Origin of the sequence: Gabonia massiliensis (assembly GCF_001403595.1) — a bacterium.
GTDB classification, from domain to species: domain Bacteria; phylum Bacteroidota; class Bacteroidia; order Bacteroidales; family Coprobacteraceae; genus Coprobacter; species Coprobacter secundus.
In genome coordinates, this window is sequence record NZ_LN877940.1 from 1 (window position 1) to 17,629 (window position 17,629).

Genomic DNA, 17,629 nt, shown 5'->3' on the forward strand with positions numbered 1-17,629 from the left:
AAAGCGGTGCAAAGATAATCCTTTTTATTCTTCAATCCCAAACTTTTTTGCTACTTTTTTTTAACTTTTTCCTTATATCACTCTGTTTATGCTGGTTACATCATAAAAAAAATCCGGTTCCAATTATACTTTCAATAAAGTAGCATTCTCATTTCATATTTTGTATTTTTGCTTATCAAAGAAAATAATATAAATATGAAACAAACTTTGGTCTTTGTAATTACTTTTTCTTTCATATTGTCAAACAATATGAGGGCCCAAAAACTATGCACACCTGAAGACAGTATATACATCGAAAACTTATTAAATGAAAATATTCATGCGAAAACAAGAAATGATTATGTTTTCTTTTATGCAAAAAAACTACAAGGAACCCCATATGCTGGTGGTACATTAGATACTTGTCTAAATGAAAATCTAATCATCAACTTACATGCTTTTGATTGTACAACTTTTGTTGAAACAGTTTTAGCCCTAGCCACCACCAAGCAAAAAAATCAAAAATCTACAAAAGACTTCGCTCAAACATTACAATACATAAGGTACCGTAATGGTGTTATCAATGGATATACTTCTCGATTACATTATTTTAGTGATTGGATACTAAATAATATTCAAAAAAACATAGTTAAAGAGATAACTCAAGAATATTCAATAGACAGAGTTCCTTTACATTTATACTTTATGTCAAAACACCCGGAAAGATATAATGCTCTGAAAGATAATCTAAAAGCCATCGAAGAAATCAAAAGATATGAAAATAGCATAGCAATGGACAGCATTTATTACATTCCTAAAAACAAATTAGAAAATATAGATTTATCTTGGATAAAAAGTGGAGATATTATCGCAATAACTACAGATCGTCCCGGATTAGATATTACCCATGTCGGAATAGCACAAAATATAAATGGACACATATATCTTATACATGCATCATTGAATGCACGTAAAGTCATAACAGAAGATGTTCCTTTATCAAAACAATTGTCTAAGTTCAAGAATCAAACTGGAATACGCATAATACGCCCTTTATAAAAAGGACAGATTTTTTAATAAATCCTAACTTAACAAATTCATCCCTATCGCATGTATTCTGGATAAGGATGAATTTCTCATTTAGGGGCGTATCAGATCCTTAACATGATTAGCAAATATCACATTCTTATTTTTTTATAACCATAAACTGCATCTTTTCCTAACTCTTCTTCAATACGTAGTAATTGATTATATTTAGCCATACGATCTGAACGGCTTAACGAGCCTGTTTTTATTTGTCCAGCATTCGTCGCAACTGCAATATCAGCTATAGTCGTATCTTCTGTTTCCCCTGAACGATGAGAAATTACTGCAGTATAACTATTTCGTTGTGCCATCTCAACAGCTCTCAGTGTTTCAGTTAACGTTCCTATCTGGTTAACTTTAATTAAAATCGAATTTCCACAACTCGTATGAATTCCTTTCTCTAAGTATTCAACATTGGTTACAAACAAATCATCACCTACTAACTGACATTTTTTGCCTATTAATTCCGTCAATAATTTCCACCCATTCCAATCATCTTCGCTCATACCATCCTCAATAGAGTCTATCGGATATTTATCAATTAACGTTTTCAAATAATCAATTTGTTCTTTTGAAGACCGTTTAACACCTTTATCTCCTTCGAACATAGTATAATCATATATTCCATCATGATAAAATTCCGATGCTGCACAATCTAAAGCAATTGAAAGATCTTTCCCAGGCTGATACCCAGCTTTTTCTATTGCTGTCATAATTGAGTCTAAAGCATCTTCAATTCCACTTAAAGAAGGAGCAAAACCACCTTCATCACCAACAGCAGTACTTAAATTTCGTGTATGCAAAACCTTCTTCAATGTATGAAAAACTTCGGCTCCCATTCGCAGTCCTTCTTTGAAGCTCGGTGCTCCAATTGGACGTACCATAAATTCTTGAAAAGCTATCGGTGCATCGGAATGAGATCCACCATTTATAATATTCATCATGGGAACCGGTAACACATAAGTATTTGTACCCCCAACATACCGATATAACGGAATATTCAAGTATGCAGCAGCAGCCTTAGCCACAGCTAAAGATACCCCTAAAATAGCATTTGCACCTAAATTTGATTTTGTTGGAGTACCGTCCAACAAGATTAATTCTCTATCTATCTCCATTTGATTTAAGCATGACCTACCTATCAAATGTGGGGCAATCTTTTTATTTACATTCTCTACCGCTTTAGTTACCCCTTTACCACCATATCGAGGGCTTAAAACATCTCGGAGCTCTAATGCTTCATGCGATCCTGTAGATGCACCAGAGGGAACAGCTGCCCGCCCTATAACTCCAGACTCTAAATAGACATCCACTTCTACAGTTGGATTACCTCTTGAATCCAAAATTTCTCTCGCTACAATTTTTTTTATTTTCATAATTACAGTTTAAATATTTTCCTAATTTATATAAACACTTAAACTATATATTTTGTTTATTTTATAAATACTCTATCAAAATTGTTTATCTCTTCAAATAAATTCCAGATTCTTTACAAATTTGAGTTATAAATTTGTACTAATTCATTAAATCATTTTTAACAAAAAATTCAATTGGTATATGATAACTAAATGCAAACAATCTGCTACAAAATTATTTTGCTTTACTATTCTAGTAATGCTAATTGCCTGTGATAAAGAAGAAATAATATCTACAGAAAGATTACCTGAACCTGCACAAGAATTTATTCAAAAATACTTTTCCAATAACAATATTCTGCAAGTTAAGTATGAAAAAGATGGAAGGGAAAAAAGGTACAACGTACTTTTTAATAGTGGAGACAGAATTGAGTTTTATAAAAACGGAGAATGGAAAAATATAGAATGTATAGCATCAGAAGTTCCAAATGAAATTATACCCCAAACAATAAATAACTTTGTACAAAACAACCATCCAAACAAAAAAATAATCAAAATAGAAAAAGAAAAACGATATATCGAGATACAGTTATCAAATGATATAGAAATCAGATTTAATAAGTCATATACTTTTATTGGGTATGACGATTAGAAAATACATATATAAAAAGCCTGACTTGCTCATAAGTCAGGCTTTTTATATATGTATTTTCTGTATTTTTATTCAGCACTATTTTTTTCCACAGCAGAAGCTTCGGCAGTAGGGGCCTCCGGAGTAGCAGGAGTCTCTTCAACCGCAGTTGCAGCTTCAACAACAGGAGCAGTCTCTTTTTTCTTTGAACGACGTGTTCTTGTTGTTTTCTTAGTAGCCTTTTCCTTCAACATATTTTCGTTATAATCAACGAGCTCAATAAAACACATTTTAGCATTATCACCCAAACGATTACCCGTCTTCAATATGCGAGTATACCCACCTGGTCGATCTGCTATTTTTGTAGCAACTTCTTTGAAAAGTTCAGTAACAGCCTCTTTATTCTGTAAATAACTAAATACTGTTCTTCTCGAAGCAGTTGTATCTTGTTTTGCTTTATTGATAAGGGGTTCAGCGTACATTCTCAACGCTTTCGCTTTTGCCAGTGTCGTGAAAATTCTTTTGTGAAGAATCAAAGAACTGGCCATGTTTGATAACATAGCGTCTCTATGAGATTTAGTACGACCTAAATGATTAAATTTTTTATTATGTCTCATCTTTTTACTCTTTATCTAATTTATACTTCGAGATATCCATTCCGAATGAAAGATTCAAATTGGCCAAGAGTTCATCTAATTCAGTCAAAGACTTTTTACCAAAATTTCTAAACTTCAAAAGATCTGTCTTATTGAAGACAACCAACTCTCCCAATGTCTCTACATCAGCCGACTTTAGGCAATTAAGAGCCCGAACTGATAAATCCATATCAACAAGTTTAGTCTTAAGTAACTGACGCATATGCAATACTTCTTCATCAAATTCTTCGTTACCATCAACATCTGTTGTTTCCAAGGTAATTTTTTCGTCAGAAAACAACATAAAGTGATAAATAAGGATTTTAGCAGCCTCTTTTAATGCATCCTTCGGATGGATTGATCCATCGGTCGTAATTTCTAATACCAGTTTCTCGTAGTCCGTTTTTTGTTCTACGCGGAAGTTTTCAACAGCATATTTCACATTCCGAATCGGAGTGAAGATTGAGTCGATAGGAATTACATTCACTTCATCGTTCGGATTCCGATTCTCATCTGCCGGAATATAACCACGACCTTTGTTAATTGTAATATCTATCTGAAAACTTGCACTTGAATCCATGTGACAAATAACTTGATCCGGATTTAATACTTCAAATCCAGTTAAATATTTGCCAATGTCTCCAGCCTTGAACACTTCCGAACCCGAAACAGTAATCGTTACTTTCTCATTCTCGATTTCTTCAACAATTTGTTTGAAACGAACTTTTTTCAAATTCAGAATCATATTTGTCACATCCTCGATAACACCAGGGACTGTTGAAAACTCATGTTCAACACCATCGATCCGAATCGATGTGATAGCAAAGCCTTCAAGCGAAGAAAGGAGAATACGGCGTAAAGCATTACCAACAGTAACACCATAACCGGGCTCCAACGGACGGAATTCAAATTTACCGAAGAATGCGTCCGCCTCCAACATTAATACTTTATCGGGTTTTTGAAATGCTAATATCGCCATGGAATCAATTATTATTTAGAATACAATTCTACGATCAACTGTTCTTTGATGTTTTCAGGAATGTCTGCTCTTTCTGGCAAATGTAAAAACTTACCACTCAACGAGTTCTGATCCCATTCAATCCAAGGATATTTACTATGATTGAAACCAGAAAGTGCATCAGCAATTACTTCAAGAGATTTTGCTTTCTCACGAACTCCAATAATCTGACCCGGTTTTACCGAATAAGAAGGAATATTCACAACTTTACCATCGACAACAATGTGCTTGTGTGAAACCAATTGACGGGCAGCAGCTCTTGTAGGAGCGATTCCCATACGGAAAACCACATTGTCCAAACGTGCCTCAAGGAGCTGAAGCAATACTTCACCCTTGATACCTTTGGTACGAGATGCTTTCTCAAATAAATTACGGAATTGTTTTTCCAATACTCCGTAAGTATATTTTGCTTTTTGCTTCTCACGAAGCTGAATACCATATTCAGAAGTTTTTCTTCTCTTATTTGCTCCATGTTGTCCAGGAGGGTAATTTTTTTTCGATAGAACCTTATCAGCACCGAAAATAGCCTCACCGAATTTACGAGCGATTTTTGTTTTAGGTCCGGTATATCTTGCCATTTCTAAATTTTTTTAAATTTATAAATTATGGAACCCGGAATAGTGCAGCCGCGATTGCAGAGAGGAGAGAAATTGCAATCTATTCACAATTCTAGATTCACCAGTTTCAAAAGAAAAATTAAACTCTTCTTCTTTTAGGGGGACGACATCCATTATGTGGAAGTGGAGTAACATCTATAATTTCAGTTACCTCAATACCGGCACCATGAACGGTTCTAATCGCCGACTCACGACCATTACCCGGTCCCTTCACATAAGCTTTTACTTTTCTCAATCCGAGGTCATAGGCTACTTTAGCACAATCCTGAGCGGCCATCTGAGCAGCATACGGAGTATTTTTCTTTGAACCTCTAAATCCCATCTTACCAGCAGAAGACCAAGAAATAACCTGACCTTCACTATTGGCAAGCGATACAATAATGTTGTTGAACGAAGAATGGACATGCATTTGGCCAATAGCATCAACCTTAACATTTCTCTTCTTTGCTGCGACTGTCTTTTTTGCCATACTTAATTATTATTTAGTAGCTTTTTTCTTGTTAGCAACTGTTTTCTTTCTACCCTTACGTGTACGGGCGTTATTTTTTGTACTCTGACCTCTCACAGGCAGACCGTTACGATGACGGATACCACGGTAACAGCCAATATCCATAAGGCGCTTAATGTTAAGCTGCACTTCTGAACGAAGGTCACCTTCTACTTTGTATTCTGCACCAATAATCTCTCGCACTTTTGCGGCTTGTTCATCGGTCCAGTCTTTTACTTTAATATCTTTATCAATACCGGCTTTTTCCAAAATGGTATTTGATGCACTCCGACCTATTCCATAGATATAGGTCAATGCGATTTCGCCTCTTTTATTTTGCGGCAAGTCTACTCCAACTATTCTTATAGCCATATAATAGAAAAATTATTTTACAAAAATAATAAATTATCCTTGACGTTGTTTATACTTAGGATTTTTCTTGTTAATAATATACAAGCGGCCATTTCTTCTAACGATTTTGCAATCGGGCGTACGCTTTTTTAATGATGCTCTTACTTTCATATCTTTTTGTATTATTTATATCTAAAAGCAATTCTTCCTTTGGATAAATCATAGGGGGACATTTCTACTCTTACTTTGTCACCAGGGAGAATCTTAATATAATGCATTCTCATTTTACCTGAAATATGAGCAGTAATCTCATGTCCATTTTCTAATTCTACTCTGAACATGGCATTTGATAATGCCTCTACTATTACACCATCTTGTTCTATTGCTGATTGTTTTGCCATATAAAATATTAAATTGATTTACCTCCTAAAACTTCTTCTACAAACTGGAATGAAGACAAAATATCGGCTTTTTCCTCACGAATAGCAACCGTATGCTCAAAATGTGCCGACGGCTTACGATCACGAGTACGGGTTGTCCACCCGTCCCGTTCAATAATAATATTGCGTGATCCCAAATTTATCATTGGCTCTATCGCAATACACATTCCTTTTTTTAAAAGAGGACCGCATCCACGACGTCCATAATTAGGAACCTCTGGATCCTCATGAAGCCTTTTGCCAATACCATGCCCACAAAGCTCTCGAACAACACTATATCCTTTATGCTCACAATATATTTGTATTGCATGGCTGATATCTCCAATACGTCTTCCTTCAACAGCTTGCTCTATTCCGAGATAGAGTGATTCTTTTGTTGTCTTCAACAAGCGACGAACTTCATCAGTAACATCTCCTACACAAAACGTATAAGCAGAATCTCCATTGAAACCATTCTTTATAACACCGCAGTCTACCGAAACTACATCTCCTTCTCTAAGTTCGTAATTTGAAGGTATACCGTGCACCACTTGCTCATTGACAGAAATACATAAAGAATTGGGAAATCCTCCATAACCAAGAAAACCAGGAATTGCATTATGATCCCTAATAAATTCTTCGGCTATTTTATCAAGCTTCAGCGTTGTAATCCCCGGAATTATCCATTTGGCAATTTCACCAAGTGTCATTCCCACTAAGAGATTACTTTCACGCATCAACTCTATTTCGTCATCTGTCTTAAGATAAATCATTATCTATAAATCTTCAATATATCAATATGCGGCGATCGAACCAGTACGCCCTTTAATCTTTCCAGATTTAAGAAGACCGTCGTAATGGCGCATCATCAAATGGCTTTCAATCTGCTGTAATGTATCGAGAACGACACCCACAAGAATGAGCAAAGATGTACCTCCAAAAAATTGTGAAAATTCAGCGCTAATTCCGGCAATTTGTGCAAAAGCAGGCATAATTGCGACAATAGCAAGGAAAATTGAACCTGGCAAAGTAATGCGCGACATAATAGAATCGAGATACGATGCAGTTTGTTTTCCTGGCTTTATTCCCGGAATGAAACCGTTATTACGTTTCATATCTTCTGCCATTTGTGTAGGTTGTACTGTAATTGCAGTATAAAAATAGGTAAATACAATAATCAAAAATGCAAAGACAAAATTATACCAGAATCCAGTATTGGTCATAAACGAACGCATAAATGCACTCGTTGCATTATCTGTAGAAAAACCTACCAAAGTAATAGGAATAAACATAATAGCTTGGGCAAAGATAATAGGCATTACTCCAGCAGTATTAACTTTCAAAGGTATATACTGTCTTGCTCCACCATACTGTTTATTTCCAACTACACGTTTTGCATACTGCACAGGCACCTTACGAGTACCTTGCACTAACAAAATAGAAGCTGAAATCACAAATAATAAGAAAACAATCTCAGCAAGGAACATAACCAAACCTCCAGATGTCGTAGCTGTGCGCATAATAAATTCTTGCACAAAAGCTTGCGGAAGACGAGCAATGATACCTACCAAGATAATAAACGAAATACCGTTACCGATACCTCTGTCGGTGATGCGTTCACCCAACCACATAATAAACATACTGCCAGCGGCAAGTATTATTGTAGAAGAAACTATAAACATAAAATCTGCCGGGAAAGCTCCTTGCATCTGAACTCTTAGATTAACCAGATAAGAAGGACCTTGAATCAACAGAATAGCGACAGTAAGATAACGAGTATACTGATTAAGTTTGCGTCGTCCACTCTCTCCTTCACGCTGAAGCTTCTGAAAATGTGGAAGAGCCATACCTAATAACTGGATAACAATCGAAGCGGAGATATAAGGCATAATACCTAATGCAAAAATAGAAGCATTAGAGAATGCACCTCCTGAAAACATATCCAATAACTGCATCAAACCACCACGAGTCTGGTTTTGCAATTGGGTTAAAAACTGCGGATCAATACCCGGAAGTACAACATAACTTCCTGCTCGGTACACCATCACAAAAAGAATGGTAGTGAGAATCCGATTTCTCAGATCCTCAATCTTCCATATGTTTTTTATAGTTTCTATTGCTCTCATGGGGTTAGAGTTTAACTACGGTTCCACCTGCGGCAACAATAGCAGTTTCGGCTGTCTTAGAGAAAGCATGAGCAGATACCTCTAATTTAGACGAAATTGCACCTTTACCAAGAATTTTCACCAACTGAGTACTAGAAATAAAACCAGCCTCAATCAAGTTTTCAATACCTACCTTTTCAAGGTTTTTAGCAGTAGCCAAAGCTTGAATAGTCTCTATATTGATTGCTTTATATTCTACACGGTTAATATTCTTAAAACCAAATTTCGGGACACGACGCTGCAAAGGCATTTGTCCACCTTCAAAACCGATTTTCTTTGAATATCCCGATCTTGATTTGGCCCCTTTATGACCTCTTGTAGATGTTCCCCCTAAACCAGAACCCGGACCCCGTCCGATTCTTTTTCTTGTCTTGGTAGAACCTGCTACAGGTTTTAAATTACTCAAATCCATATTACTACTTTTTTTCAATCAATGAATTACTCTACTACTACAACTAAATGTTTCACCTTTTCTACCATTCCCAAAATTTGAGGAGTAGCAGTATGCTCAACAATCTGATTCATTTTCCTCAGACCAAGAGCATCTAGGGTTCTTTTCTGAACAGCAGGACACTTAATTCTACTTCTTACTTGTTTGATCTTAATTGTTTCCATATATCCAGCCTTTCATTAACCTTTAAATACTTTTTCCAATGCTACACCACGATTTTGTGCTACGGTATAAGCATCTCTCAATTCACTTAAAGCAGCCATAGTTGCTTTTACCAGATTATGAGGATTAGATGAACCTTTAGATTTTGCAAGTACATCAGTTACTCCAACACTCTCAAGTACAGCACGCATAGCACCACCCGCTTTCACTCCGGTACCATGAGAAGCCGGTTTGATATATACTAATGCCCCACCAAATTTAGCAAGTTGCTCGTGGGGGATTGTTCCTTTACGAACTGGAACTTGAATTAAGTTTTTCTTAGCAGCTTCTACACCTTTAGCAATTGCAGTTGTTACCTCGCTAGCTTTACCTAATCCCCAACCTACAATGCCGTCTTCATTACCAACTACAACGATAGCAGAGAAACTAAAAGTACGTCCTCCCTTCGTTACTTTCGTTACACGATTAATAGCAACTAATCTATCTTTCAATTCTAAATCGTTGGTCGATTTTACTCTATTACTTTTTCCTGCCATGTTCTTTATAATTTAAGTCCACCGTTACGTGCGGCATCAGCTAATTCTTTAACTCGACCATGATATAAGTAACCATTACGATCAAATACAACAGCTGTAATACCTGCTTCTTGTGCTTTTTTAGCAATGAGTTCCCCAACTTGGGCAGCTTGTTCTTTCTTTGTACCTTCAAAGCCTTTAGAAGAAGCTGTAGCAAGAGTTTTTCCAGCTAAATCATCAATTAACTGCACATATATCTCTTTATTGCTTCTGAAAACGGTCATACGGGGACGTTCAGCAGAACCTGAAACCTTACCACGTATGCGGGTTTTAATCTTTAATCTTCTTTCTATTTTCGTTATCATGATTATACCTATTTACGTGAATTATTTAGCACCTGCTGATTTTCCCGATTTACGACGAATAATCTCACCAACGAACTTAATACCTTTTCCTTTATAAGGTTCAGGCTTACGGAAAGAGCGAATTTTTGAACAAACTTGCCCTATCAGTTGCTTATCGCATGATTCGAGAATGATTAACGGGTTTTTATTTCTTTCAGATTTAGTTTCCAATTTGATTTCTTTCGGCAATTTCAAATATATATTATGAGAATAACCTAGAGATAGGTCAAGTACCTGTCCATTATTGGCAGCACGATACCCGACTCCCACGAGTTCCAACTCTTTTTTATATCCTTCAGAAACTCCTATTACCATATTGTTAATCAAAGAACGATATAAACCATGTAATGCACGGTGTTCTTTATCATCACTGGGTCTGCTAACGACAACATGTCCGTCAACAATTTCCACTTTAATGCCTCCAGTAACTATCTGAGACATTTCTCCTTTAGGTCCTTTAACTTTAACTTCGTCTCCGTTAACCGTAACTGTTACACCTGCAGGTATATTTATGGGCAATTTTCCTATTCTTGACATAATTAAACCTCCTTTTTAGTAGATATAACATAATACTTCACCACCAATCATCAGTTCACGGGCTTCTTTGTTAGTCATAACACCTTTAGAGGTAGAAAGAATAGCAATACCCAAGCCGTTCAAAACGCGGGGCATATCTTTATAACCAGTGTACTGACGTAAACCCGGAGTAGAAACCCGAATAAGTTTCTTGATTGCGTTTACTTTATTAACGGGGTCATACTTCAAGGCAATTTTTATTGTGCCACGAGGACCATCTTCTACAAACTTATAATTAAGAATGTAACCTTTGTCAAAAAGGATTTTCGTGATTTCTTTTTTCAAGTTTGAGGCAGGCACTTCAACTACTCTATGTTGAGCTTTAATTGCATTTCTCAATCTTGTAAGATAATCTGCTATTGGATCTGTCATAAAAATAATTTGTTTAAATTGATCCGGCCTTCCGGACAATATTTAACACTAAAAATAATTTACCAGCTTGCTTTTTTTACACCCGGTATTAAGCCTGCCGATGCCATTTCTCGAAATTGAATACGAGAAATTCCGAATTGGCGGATATACCCCTTCGGACGTCCTGTCAATTTACAACGATTGTGCAAACGTACAGGAGAAGCATTTTTAGGCAGCGACTGAAGAGCTACATAGTTACCTTCTGCCAGATATTGAGCTCTCTTGGCAGCATATTTAGCAACTAATTTAGCGCGTTTCACTTCGCGGGCTTTCATTGATTCTTTTGCCATATCTTAGTTCTTTTTTGCATTTTTAAAAGGTAAACCAAATTCCTTTAATAAGGCATACCCTTCTTCATCTGTCTCAGCAGATGTTACAAAGGTAATATTCATTCCCAAAATTTTAGTAATACTATCAATATTTATTTCAGGGAAAATAATTTGTTCTTGAACACCGAGTGTATAATTACCTCTTCCATCAAGCTTTCCTTCGATACCCTTAAAGTCACGAATACGAGGTAAAGCCACACGTACAAGACGCTCAAGGAATTCATACATTCTTTCACGACGAAGAGTTACCATAACTCCAATCGGCATTTTTTTACGAAGCTTGAAGTTCGAAATATCTTTCTTGGAAAGAGTAGCAACAGCTTTCTGCCCTGTTATAGCAGTTAACTCATTAATAGCTGTTTCTATAATTTTTTTATCAGCAACAGCTTGACCGAGTCCCTGATTGATCACAATCTTTTTCAGGACCGGCACCTGCATTACCGAGCTATATTTAAACTCTTTCATCAAAGCGGGAACGATTCTTTCTTTATAATCGTTTTTAAGACTTGCAGTATTGCTCATTACTTAATCTCCTCTCCTGATTTTTTTGAATAACGCACTAAAACTCCCGCTTCGTTTCTTTTACGACCAATACGAGTAGGTTTATTACTCTTTGGATCGAGCACATTTAAGTTCGAAATGTGAATCGGGGCTTCCATTTTCACTATACCTCCTTGAGGATTCTTGGCATTAGGTTTGGTGTGCTTTGACACCATATTGATACCTTCTACGACAGCACGATTATCCTTAACAAGGACACGCAACACCCGGCCAGTTTTACCTTTGTCTTCACCGGCATTAACGTATACAGTATCACCTTTTTTAATGTGTAATTTACTCATTAATTTTCTTTTTTATACTATTAAAGTACTTCCGGTGCTAATGAAACTATTTTCATATTCGTAGCACGCAATTCTCTCGCCACCGGTCCGAAAATACGGCTACCTCTAATTTCCCCAGCCCCGTTCAACAATACACACGCGTTATCATCGAAACGAATATAGGATCCATCCTGACGACGGATTTCCTTCTTAGTACGCACGATAACAGCTTTAGATACGGCACCTTTTTTAATGTCACTGGATGGTATTACACTTTTAATAGCGACAACAATTACATCACCTACCGATGCATAGCGTCTTCCTGTACCACCTAAAACACGTATACAAAGTGCTTCTTTAGCACCACTGTTATCAGCGACTGTAAGTCTTGACTCTTGTTGTATCATAATTACTTAGCTCTTTCGATTATTTCAACTAATCTCCATCTTTTCATTTTGCTCAAAGGGCGAGTTTCCATCAACTTTACAGTATCACCAATGTTGCACTCGTTTTTTTCATCGTGAGCATGGTATTTTTTCGTTTTATTTACGAACTTACCATAAATAGGGTGTTTTTCCTTCCATTTAACCGCAACAGTAATGGTCTTATCCATTTTGTTACTAGTAACCACCCCGATTCTCTCTTTTCTTAAGTTTCTTGTTTCCATCAGGCTCAATTGGTTATTATTTGTTAAGTTCTCTTTGGCGCAACTCACTCTTCATGCGCGCAATCATCCTGCGGCTGTGTTTAATCTGAGCAGGATTATCAAGCGGAGAGATACTGTGATTGATTTCCATACGGTTCAATGCAACACCCTCAGCTTCTATTCTCTCTACCAATTCTTTAGTAGACAACTCTTTTATTTCTGCCTTTTTCATAACTTATTTACACATTTTGAGTTGCATCGTAGTCGCGTCTCACGACAAACTTAGTAGTTACCGGAAGTTTCTGGGCTGCCAATCTCAATGCTTCTTTAGCGACATCAAAAGGCACTCCTTCGACTTCAATAATAATTCTCCCAGGAGTAACAGGAGCCACAAAACCCTCAGGCGAACCTTTACCTTTACCCATACGTACCTCAGCTGGTTTTTTGGTAATAGGTTTATCTGGAAAAATTCTAATCCAGATTTGACCTTGACGTTGCATATAACGGGTAACAGCAATACGTGCAGCTTCAATCTGACGTCCTGTTATCCATTTTGTTTGCATACATTTTATACCAAAAGAACCGAAGGCTAACTGATTACCCCTCTGAGCGTATCCTTTCATACGCCCTTTCTGTTGTCTTCTGAATTTTGTCTTCTTCGGTTGTAACATTTTCTGTTAATTCAATTCGTTTAACGATTACTTTTTTTGTTTTTTGAAGCCTTTTTTGCTTCCATTTCCAGCGTTACCGCCACGTGATTCTTTAGAGTTGCTTACAAAAGAAGGTGCCAAATCTTTTTTGCCATAAATTTCACCACGGCAAATCCATACTTTAACGCCAATTAAACCGACTTTAGTAAGAGCTTCAACCAAAGCATAATCAATATCGGCACGCAATGTATGTAAAGGAGTACGACCTTCTTTATACATTTCAGAACGAGCCATTTCTGCACCATTCAATCGGCCGGATACCTGAACCTTGATACCTTCAGCACCCATACGCATCGTCGATGCGATTGCCATTTTCACAGCGCGGCGATATGCAATTTTGCCTTCAATCTGTCGAGCGATATTACTAGCTACAATTACAGCATCAAGTTCAGGTCTTTTTACTTCATAAATATTGATTTGAACATCTTTGTCTGTAATTTTTTTCAACTCTTCTTTCAGCTTGTCAACCTCTTGTCCACCTTTACCTATAATAATACCTGGACGCGCAGTGCATACAGTAATAGTAATCAGTTTCAGTGTACGTTCGATGACAATACGTGAAACACTTGCTTTTGCAAGACGGGCATTCAGATATTTACGAATTTTGGTATCTTCTACCAAAGTATCGCCATAATTTTTGCCGCCATACCAATTAGAATCCCACCCACGGATGATTCCCAAACGGTTACTTATCGGATTTACTTTCTGTCCCATCCTGCTTAATTTTGGTTATCGTTTTTACTCATTGTGTCAACAAACAAAGTTACATGATTTGAACGCTTGCGTATTCTGTAACCTCTTCCTTGAGGAGCCGGACGAAGTCTTTTCAACATAGCAGCTGCATCAACATAGATTGCTGAAATATAAAGTTCTCCGCTTTCGGCTTTACGTTCGTTTTTCTGCTCCCAATTGGCAATAGCCGAACGCAATAATTTTTCCAGTCTAGCCGAAGCCTCTTTTGATGAAAACTTAAGTACTCCCAAAGCTTTGAAAACTTCCATACCTCTCACCATATCTGCAACCAAACGCATTTTACGGGGAGAAGTCGGAACATTATTCAACTTAGCGAAATACATGGTTTTCAGGGCTTCTTTTCTTTTATCGGCTGATATTCTTTTTCTTGCACCCATTTTTAATTCTGTTTTTTATTCGAAATTTTCAAACTCCCGATTAGGCCCTTATTTCTTTTTGTTACCACCATGACCACGGAAAATACGAGTTGGAGCAAACTCTCCCAACTTGTGACCTACCATGTTCTCAGTAACATATACGGGAATAAATTTATTACCATTGTGAACGGCAAAAGTATGACCTACGAAATCCGGAGATATCATAGAAGCTCTCGACCAGGTTTTAATAACAGACTTTTTGCCTGATTCTTCCATTGCCGAAACTTTCTTTTCCAGTTTCACACTGATATATGGGCCTTTTTTTAATGAACGACTCATAGTTGCTTAATTAATCAGATTACTTTTTTCTTCTTTCAATTATATACTTTGAAGAATGCTTCTTCGGAGCTCTGGTCTTAAGACCTTTTGCGTACAAGCCCTTACGCGATCTAGGATGTCCTCCAGAAGAACGTCCTTCACCACCACCCATTGGGTGATCAACAGGGTTCATAGATACACCACGGTTGCGAGGACGACGACCTAACCAACGAGAACGACCGGCTTTGCCTGAACGTTCCAACGCATGATCAGAATTCCCTACACTACCAATGGTTGCTTTGCATGTAGCAAGAATCTTTCTAGTCTCACCTGAAGGTAATTTGATAATTGCATACTTTCCTTCTCTCGAAGTCAACTGAGCGAAAACTCCGGCTGAACGAACCAGTGCGGCTCCCTGTCCAGGACGCAATTCAATATTGTGGATCACAGTACCAATAGGTATATTCTGCAAAGGCAATGAATTTCCTACTTCAGGTGCAGCATTTTCTCCCGACAATACTTTTGCGCCAACTTCAAGGCCGTTGGGTGCAATAATGTAACGTTTTTCACCATCAGCATAATAAAGTAACGCAATACGAGATGAACGGTTAGGATCATACTCGATTGACTTTACTGTTGCTGGAACACCGTCTTTGTTTCTCTTGAAATCGATAAATCTAAATTTACGTTTGTGGCCACCACCAATGTAACGCATTGTCAAATGCCCTTCATTATTACGACCACCCGATTTTCTTTTACCAACTACAAGAGACTTTTCTGGCGCACTAGCAGTGATTTTATCAAATGCACCAATAATTTTGTGTCTCTGCCCCGGTGTTGTGGGCTTTAATTTACGTACTGCCATTTCTTAATTAGATATTGCTATAAAAATCAATCGTTTCACCTTTTTTTAATGTAACTAAGGCTTTTTTGTATGCTGCAGTTTTACCTACAATCAGACCGGCTTTTGTATAGCGGCTTTTTCTTTTGCCTTTATAGCTCATCGTATTCACGTCAACTACTGTTACATTATATAATTCTTCTACTGCTTTTTTTATTTGCAGCTTGTTCGCATCCGGACAAACGCGAAAGCCATAGCGATTAAGCTTATCGGCCATTGCAGTCATCTTTTCTGTAACAATCGGTTTAATAATTATTGCCATTATTTAGCCTCCTTTACATTAAAAATTATTAATAGCAGCTACAGAACTCTCTGTTAACAAAAGACTTTTTGCATCAAGTAGTTTGTAAGTATTTAATTCTGAAACTGTTACAACTTTTGCCTTCTCTAAATTTCGAGCTGACAAATATACGTTTTTATTTTGGTCTGCTAAAACTAAAAGAGACTTTTTATCAGCAACTTGCAAGTTTTTTACAAACTCTGCATACTCTTTAGTTTTGGGAGCTTCAAAAGAAAAGTCTTCAACTACGATAATCGCATTTTCTTGAGCTTTCAAAGATAAAGCAGATTTACGAGCCAATCTCTTAACTTTTTTATTCAATTTAAAACTATAATCTCGAGGTTTAGGACCAAAAACACGACCCCCACCGATCATAACCGGTGAATTAATATCGCCGCTGCGAGCACCTCCTGTACCTTTCTGCTTTTTTAACTTGCGTGTACTTCCTGAGATCTCACTTCTTTCTTTCGATTTATGAGTTCCCTGACGCTTATTAGCCATATATTGCTTCACATCCAAATAAATGGCTTGTTCGTTAGCTTCGATACCGAAAACAGAGTCATTCAGCGTAACTTTTTTCCCTGTATCCTCACCTTTAATGTTATATACGCTCAGTTCCATTATTTCTCAATTATTACGATTGAACCTTTACTTCCTGGTACAGACCCTTTAATTAATAAAAGGTTATGTTCAGGAATTACCTTTAACACTTGGAGGTTTTGTACAGTTACCCTCTCATTTCCTGTTTGACCAGCCATACGAGTTCCTTTAAACACACGTGCAGGATAAGAACATGCACCGATAGAACCAGGAGCACGCAAACGGTTATGCTGACCGTGAGTAGTCTGCCCTACTCCACCAAATCCATGGCGTTTAACAACGCCTTGATAACCTTTACCTTTTGAAGTACCTACTACATCAACGAAGTCTGCACCTTCAAACAAATCTACAGAGATAACATCTCCTAATTTGTACTCTGTTTCAAAACCCTTGAACTCGGCCAAGTGTCTCTTGGGTGTTACTCCAGCTTTTTTGAAGTGTCCCATTTCTGGATTGTTGGTATGTTTCTCTTTTTTATCCATGAAACCTACCTGCACAGCTTCATAACCATCTTTATCGATGGTCTTTACTTGAGTAACTACACAAGGACCTACTTCGATAACAGTGCATGGAACATTTTTTCCCTCGGCACTGAAAACGGATGTCATTCCGATTTTTTTTCCTAATAATCCTGGCATTTCTCTTTAATTTAA

General features: G+C 37.1%; 32 protein-coding genes. 2 read left to right on the forward strand and 30 right to left on the reverse strand.

The window, feature by feature from the left end; translation table 11 throughout:
- Positions 1-195: 195 nt before the first annotated feature.
- Entirely contained in the window at positions 196-1,038 is an 843-nt protein-coding gene (locus tag BN2628_RS10080; protein ID WP_052431667.1) for an N-acetylmuramoyl-L-alanine amidase-like domain-containing protein, read from the forward strand.
- A gap of 119 nt (positions 1,039-1,157) precedes the next feature.
- Here BN2628_RS10080 and eno read toward each other — a convergent pair whose 3' ends face one another.
- Positions 1,158-2,441, reverse strand: coding sequence for a phosphopyruvate hydratase (gene eno, locus BN2628_RS10085; RefSeq protein ID WP_055097171.1), 1,284 nt, complete (start codon positions 2,439-2,441; stop codon positions 1,158-1,160).
- A gap of 181 nt (positions 2,442-2,622) precedes the next feature.
- On the opposite strand from eno, the gene BN2628_RS10090 reads away from it, so the two are divergent.
- Complete coding sequence (locus tag BN2628_RS10090) at positions 2,623-3,072, forward strand: PepSY-like domain-containing protein (RefSeq protein ID WP_082430166.1); 450 nt, start codon at positions 2,623-2,625, stop codon at positions 3,070-3,072.
- A gap of 68 nt (positions 3,073-3,140) precedes the next feature.
- Here the strand turns inward: BN2628_RS10090 and rplQ are convergent, their stop codons facing one another.
- The 29 genes from rplQ to rplC all read right to left on the reverse strand — a co-directional run bounded on the left by rplQ (position 3,141) and on the right by rplC (position 17,614).
- Positions 3,141-3,668 carry a 50S ribosomal protein L17 gene (gene rplQ, locus BN2628_RS10095; protein ID WP_055097175.1) on the reverse strand — a complete coding sequence of 176 codons (528 nt, stop codon included), beginning with the start codon at positions 3,666-3,668 and terminating at the stop codon, positions 3,141-3,143.
- Between the two features lie 4 nt (positions 3,669-3,672).
- Positions 3,673-4,665 (reverse strand): DNA-directed RNA polymerase subunit alpha, encoded by a 993-nt coding sequence (locus BN2628_RS10100; protein WP_021929218.1) that lies wholly within the window; start codon positions 4,663-4,665, stop codon positions 3,673-3,675.
- Positions 4,666-4,676: 11 nt separating this feature from the next.
- Positions 4,677-5,282 (reverse strand): 30S ribosomal protein S4, encoded by a 606-nt coding sequence (gene rpsD / locus BN2628_RS10105; RefSeq protein ID WP_044230426.1) that lies wholly within the window; start codon positions 5,280-5,282, stop codon positions 4,677-4,679.
- 118 nt (positions 5,283-5,400) lie between these two features.
- Positions 5,401-5,790, reverse strand: a complete 390-nt coding sequence (rpsK, locus tag BN2628_RS10110) for a 30S ribosomal protein S11 (protein WP_021929220.1) — start codon at positions 5,788-5,790, stop codon at positions 5,401-5,403.
- Positions 5,791-5,799: 9 nt separating this feature from the next.
- Positions 5,800-6,180 (reverse strand): 30S ribosomal protein S13, encoded by a 381-nt coding sequence (gene rpsM, locus BN2628_RS10115; protein ID WP_021929221.1) that lies wholly within the window; start codon positions 6,178-6,180, stop codon positions 5,800-5,802.
- A 33-nt stretch (positions 6,181-6,213) separates the two neighbouring features.
- Positions 6,214-6,330 carry a type B 50S ribosomal protein L36 gene (gene ykgO, locus BN2628_RS16840; RefSeq protein ID WP_009318522.1) on the reverse strand — a complete coding sequence of 39 codons (117 nt, stop codon included), beginning with the start codon at positions 6,328-6,330 and terminating at the stop codon, positions 6,214-6,216.
- Between the two features lie 11 nt (positions 6,331-6,341).
- On the reverse strand, positions 6,342-6,560 hold the full coding sequence (infA, locus tag BN2628_RS10120) for a translation initiation factor IF-1 (RefSeq protein WP_005634776.1): 219 nt from the start codon (positions 6,558-6,560) through the stop codon (positions 6,342-6,344).
- Positions 6,561-6,568: 8 nt separating this feature from the next.
- The gene (map, locus tag BN2628_RS10125; protein ID WP_044230424.1) at positions 6,569-7,351 is read right to left on the reverse strand and encodes a type I methionyl aminopeptidase; all 783 of its coding nucleotides are present in this window, start codon (positions 7,349-7,351) and stop codon (positions 6,569-6,571) included.
- A 21-nt stretch (positions 7,352-7,372) separates the two neighbouring features.
- The gene (gene secY / locus BN2628_RS10130) at positions 7,373-8,704 is read right to left on the reverse strand and encodes a preprotein translocase subunit SecY (protein WP_021929223.1); all 1,332 of its coding nucleotides are present in this window, start codon (positions 8,702-8,704) and stop codon (positions 7,373-7,375) included.
- A 4-nt stretch (positions 8,705-8,708) separates the two neighbouring features.
- Positions 8,709-9,155: a 50S ribosomal protein L15 gene (gene rplO / locus BN2628_RS10135; protein WP_044230422.1), complete on the reverse strand. Its 447-nt coding sequence runs from the start codon at positions 9,153-9,155 to the stop codon at positions 8,709-8,711.
- A gap of 26 nt (positions 9,156-9,181) precedes the next feature.
- Positions 9,182-9,358, reverse strand: a complete 177-nt coding sequence (gene rpmD / locus BN2628_RS10140) for a 50S ribosomal protein L30 (RefSeq protein ID WP_021929225.1) — start codon at positions 9,356-9,358, stop codon at positions 9,182-9,184.
- A gap of 15 nt (positions 9,359-9,373) precedes the next feature.
- Positions 9,374-9,892 carry a 30S ribosomal protein S5 gene (rpsE, locus tag BN2628_RS10145; RefSeq protein WP_021929226.1) on the reverse strand — a complete coding sequence of 173 codons (519 nt, stop codon included), beginning with the start codon at positions 9,890-9,892 and terminating at the stop codon, positions 9,374-9,376.
- Positions 9,893-9,897: 5 nt separating this feature from the next.
- A complete protein-coding gene (rplR, locus tag BN2628_RS10150; RefSeq protein WP_044230420.1) occupies positions 9,898-10,236 on the reverse strand; it encodes a 50S ribosomal protein L18 in 339 nt (112 codons plus the stop codon).
- A 21-nt stretch (positions 10,237-10,257) separates the two neighbouring features.
- Positions 10,258-10,812 carry a 50S ribosomal protein L6 gene (gene rplF / locus BN2628_RS10155; protein WP_044230418.1) on the reverse strand — a complete coding sequence of 185 codons (555 nt, stop codon included), beginning with the start codon at positions 10,810-10,812 and terminating at the stop codon, positions 10,258-10,260.
- Between the two features lie 15 nt (positions 10,813-10,827).
- A complete protein-coding gene (gene rpsH, locus BN2628_RS10160) occupies positions 10,828-11,223 on the reverse strand; it encodes a 30S ribosomal protein S8 (RefSeq protein WP_044230417.1) in 396 nt (131 codons plus the stop codon).
- Between the two features lie 59 nt (positions 11,224-11,282).
- Positions 11,283-11,552, reverse strand: coding sequence for a 30S ribosomal protein S14 (rpsN, locus tag BN2628_RS10165; protein ID WP_021929230.1), 270 nt, complete (start codon positions 11,550-11,552; stop codon positions 11,283-11,285).
- Between the two features lie 3 nt (positions 11,553-11,555).
- Entirely contained in the window at positions 11,556-12,113 is a 558-nt protein-coding gene (gene rplE / locus BN2628_RS10170; RefSeq protein ID WP_021929231.1) for a 50S ribosomal protein L5, read from the reverse strand.
- A complete protein-coding gene (gene rplX / locus BN2628_RS10175) occupies positions 12,113-12,433 on the reverse strand; it encodes a 50S ribosomal protein L24 (protein WP_021929232.1) in 321 nt (106 codons plus the stop codon). The genes rplE and rplX overlap by 1 nt, the downstream gene beginning before the upstream one ends.
- 20 nt (positions 12,434-12,453) lie before the next feature.
- Complete coding sequence (gene rplN / locus BN2628_RS10180; protein WP_021929233.1) at positions 12,454-12,819, reverse strand: 50S ribosomal protein L14; 366 nt, start codon at positions 12,817-12,819, stop codon at positions 12,454-12,456.
- 2 nt (positions 12,820-12,821) lie between these two features.
- Positions 12,822-13,079, reverse strand: coding sequence for a 30S ribosomal protein S17 (gene rpsQ, locus BN2628_RS10185; RefSeq protein ID WP_021929234.1), 258 nt, complete (start codon positions 13,077-13,079; stop codon positions 12,822-12,824).
- Positions 13,080-13,095: 16 nt separating this feature from the next.
- A complete protein-coding gene (gene rpmC, locus BN2628_RS10190) occupies positions 13,096-13,290 on the reverse strand; it encodes a 50S ribosomal protein L29 (RefSeq protein WP_021929235.1) in 195 nt (64 codons plus the stop codon).
- Between the two features lie 7 nt (positions 13,291-13,297).
- Positions 13,298-13,729 carry a 50S ribosomal protein L16 gene (gene rplP / locus BN2628_RS10195; RefSeq protein WP_021929236.1) on the reverse strand — a complete coding sequence of 144 codons (432 nt, stop codon included), beginning with the start codon at positions 13,727-13,729 and terminating at the stop codon, positions 13,298-13,300.
- Between the two features lie 27 nt (positions 13,730-13,756).
- The gene (gene rpsC / locus BN2628_RS10200) at positions 13,757-14,482 is read right to left on the reverse strand and encodes a 30S ribosomal protein S3 (RefSeq protein ID WP_021929237.1); all 726 of its coding nucleotides are present in this window, start codon (positions 14,480-14,482) and stop codon (positions 13,757-13,759) included.
- Positions 14,483-14,487: 5 nt separating this feature from the next.
- The gene (gene rplV, locus BN2628_RS10205) at positions 14,488-14,898 is read right to left on the reverse strand and encodes a 50S ribosomal protein L22 (RefSeq protein WP_021929238.1); all 411 of its coding nucleotides are present in this window, start codon (positions 14,896-14,898) and stop codon (positions 14,488-14,490) included.
- Positions 14,899-14,946: 48 nt separating this feature from the next.
- A complete protein-coding gene (gene rpsS / locus BN2628_RS10210) occupies positions 14,947-15,216 on the reverse strand; it encodes a 30S ribosomal protein S19 (protein ID WP_021929239.1) in 270 nt (89 codons plus the stop codon).
- Positions 15,217-15,235: 19 nt separating this feature from the next.
- Positions 15,236-16,060 (reverse strand): 50S ribosomal protein L2, encoded by an 825-nt coding sequence (gene rplB / locus BN2628_RS10215; RefSeq protein ID WP_021929240.1) that lies wholly within the window; start codon positions 16,058-16,060, stop codon positions 15,236-15,238.
- 7 nt (positions 16,061-16,067) lie between these two features.
- Positions 16,068-16,358 carry a 50S ribosomal protein L23 gene (gene rplW / locus BN2628_RS10220; protein WP_044230416.1) on the reverse strand — a complete coding sequence of 97 codons (291 nt, stop codon included), beginning with the start codon at positions 16,356-16,358 and terminating at the stop codon, positions 16,068-16,070.
- A gap of 18 nt (positions 16,359-16,376) precedes the next feature.
- A complete protein-coding gene (gene rplD, locus BN2628_RS10225) occupies positions 16,377-16,997 on the reverse strand; it encodes a 50S ribosomal protein L4 (RefSeq protein ID WP_044230415.1) in 621 nt (206 codons plus the stop codon).
- Positions 16,997-17,614: a 50S ribosomal protein L3 gene (gene rplC / locus BN2628_RS10230; protein ID WP_021929243.1), complete on the reverse strand. Its 618-nt coding sequence runs from the start codon at positions 17,612-17,614 to the stop codon at positions 16,997-16,999. The genes rplD and rplC overlap by 1 nt, the downstream gene beginning before the upstream one ends.
- Between the last annotated feature and the right edge of the window lie 15 nt (positions 17,615-17,629).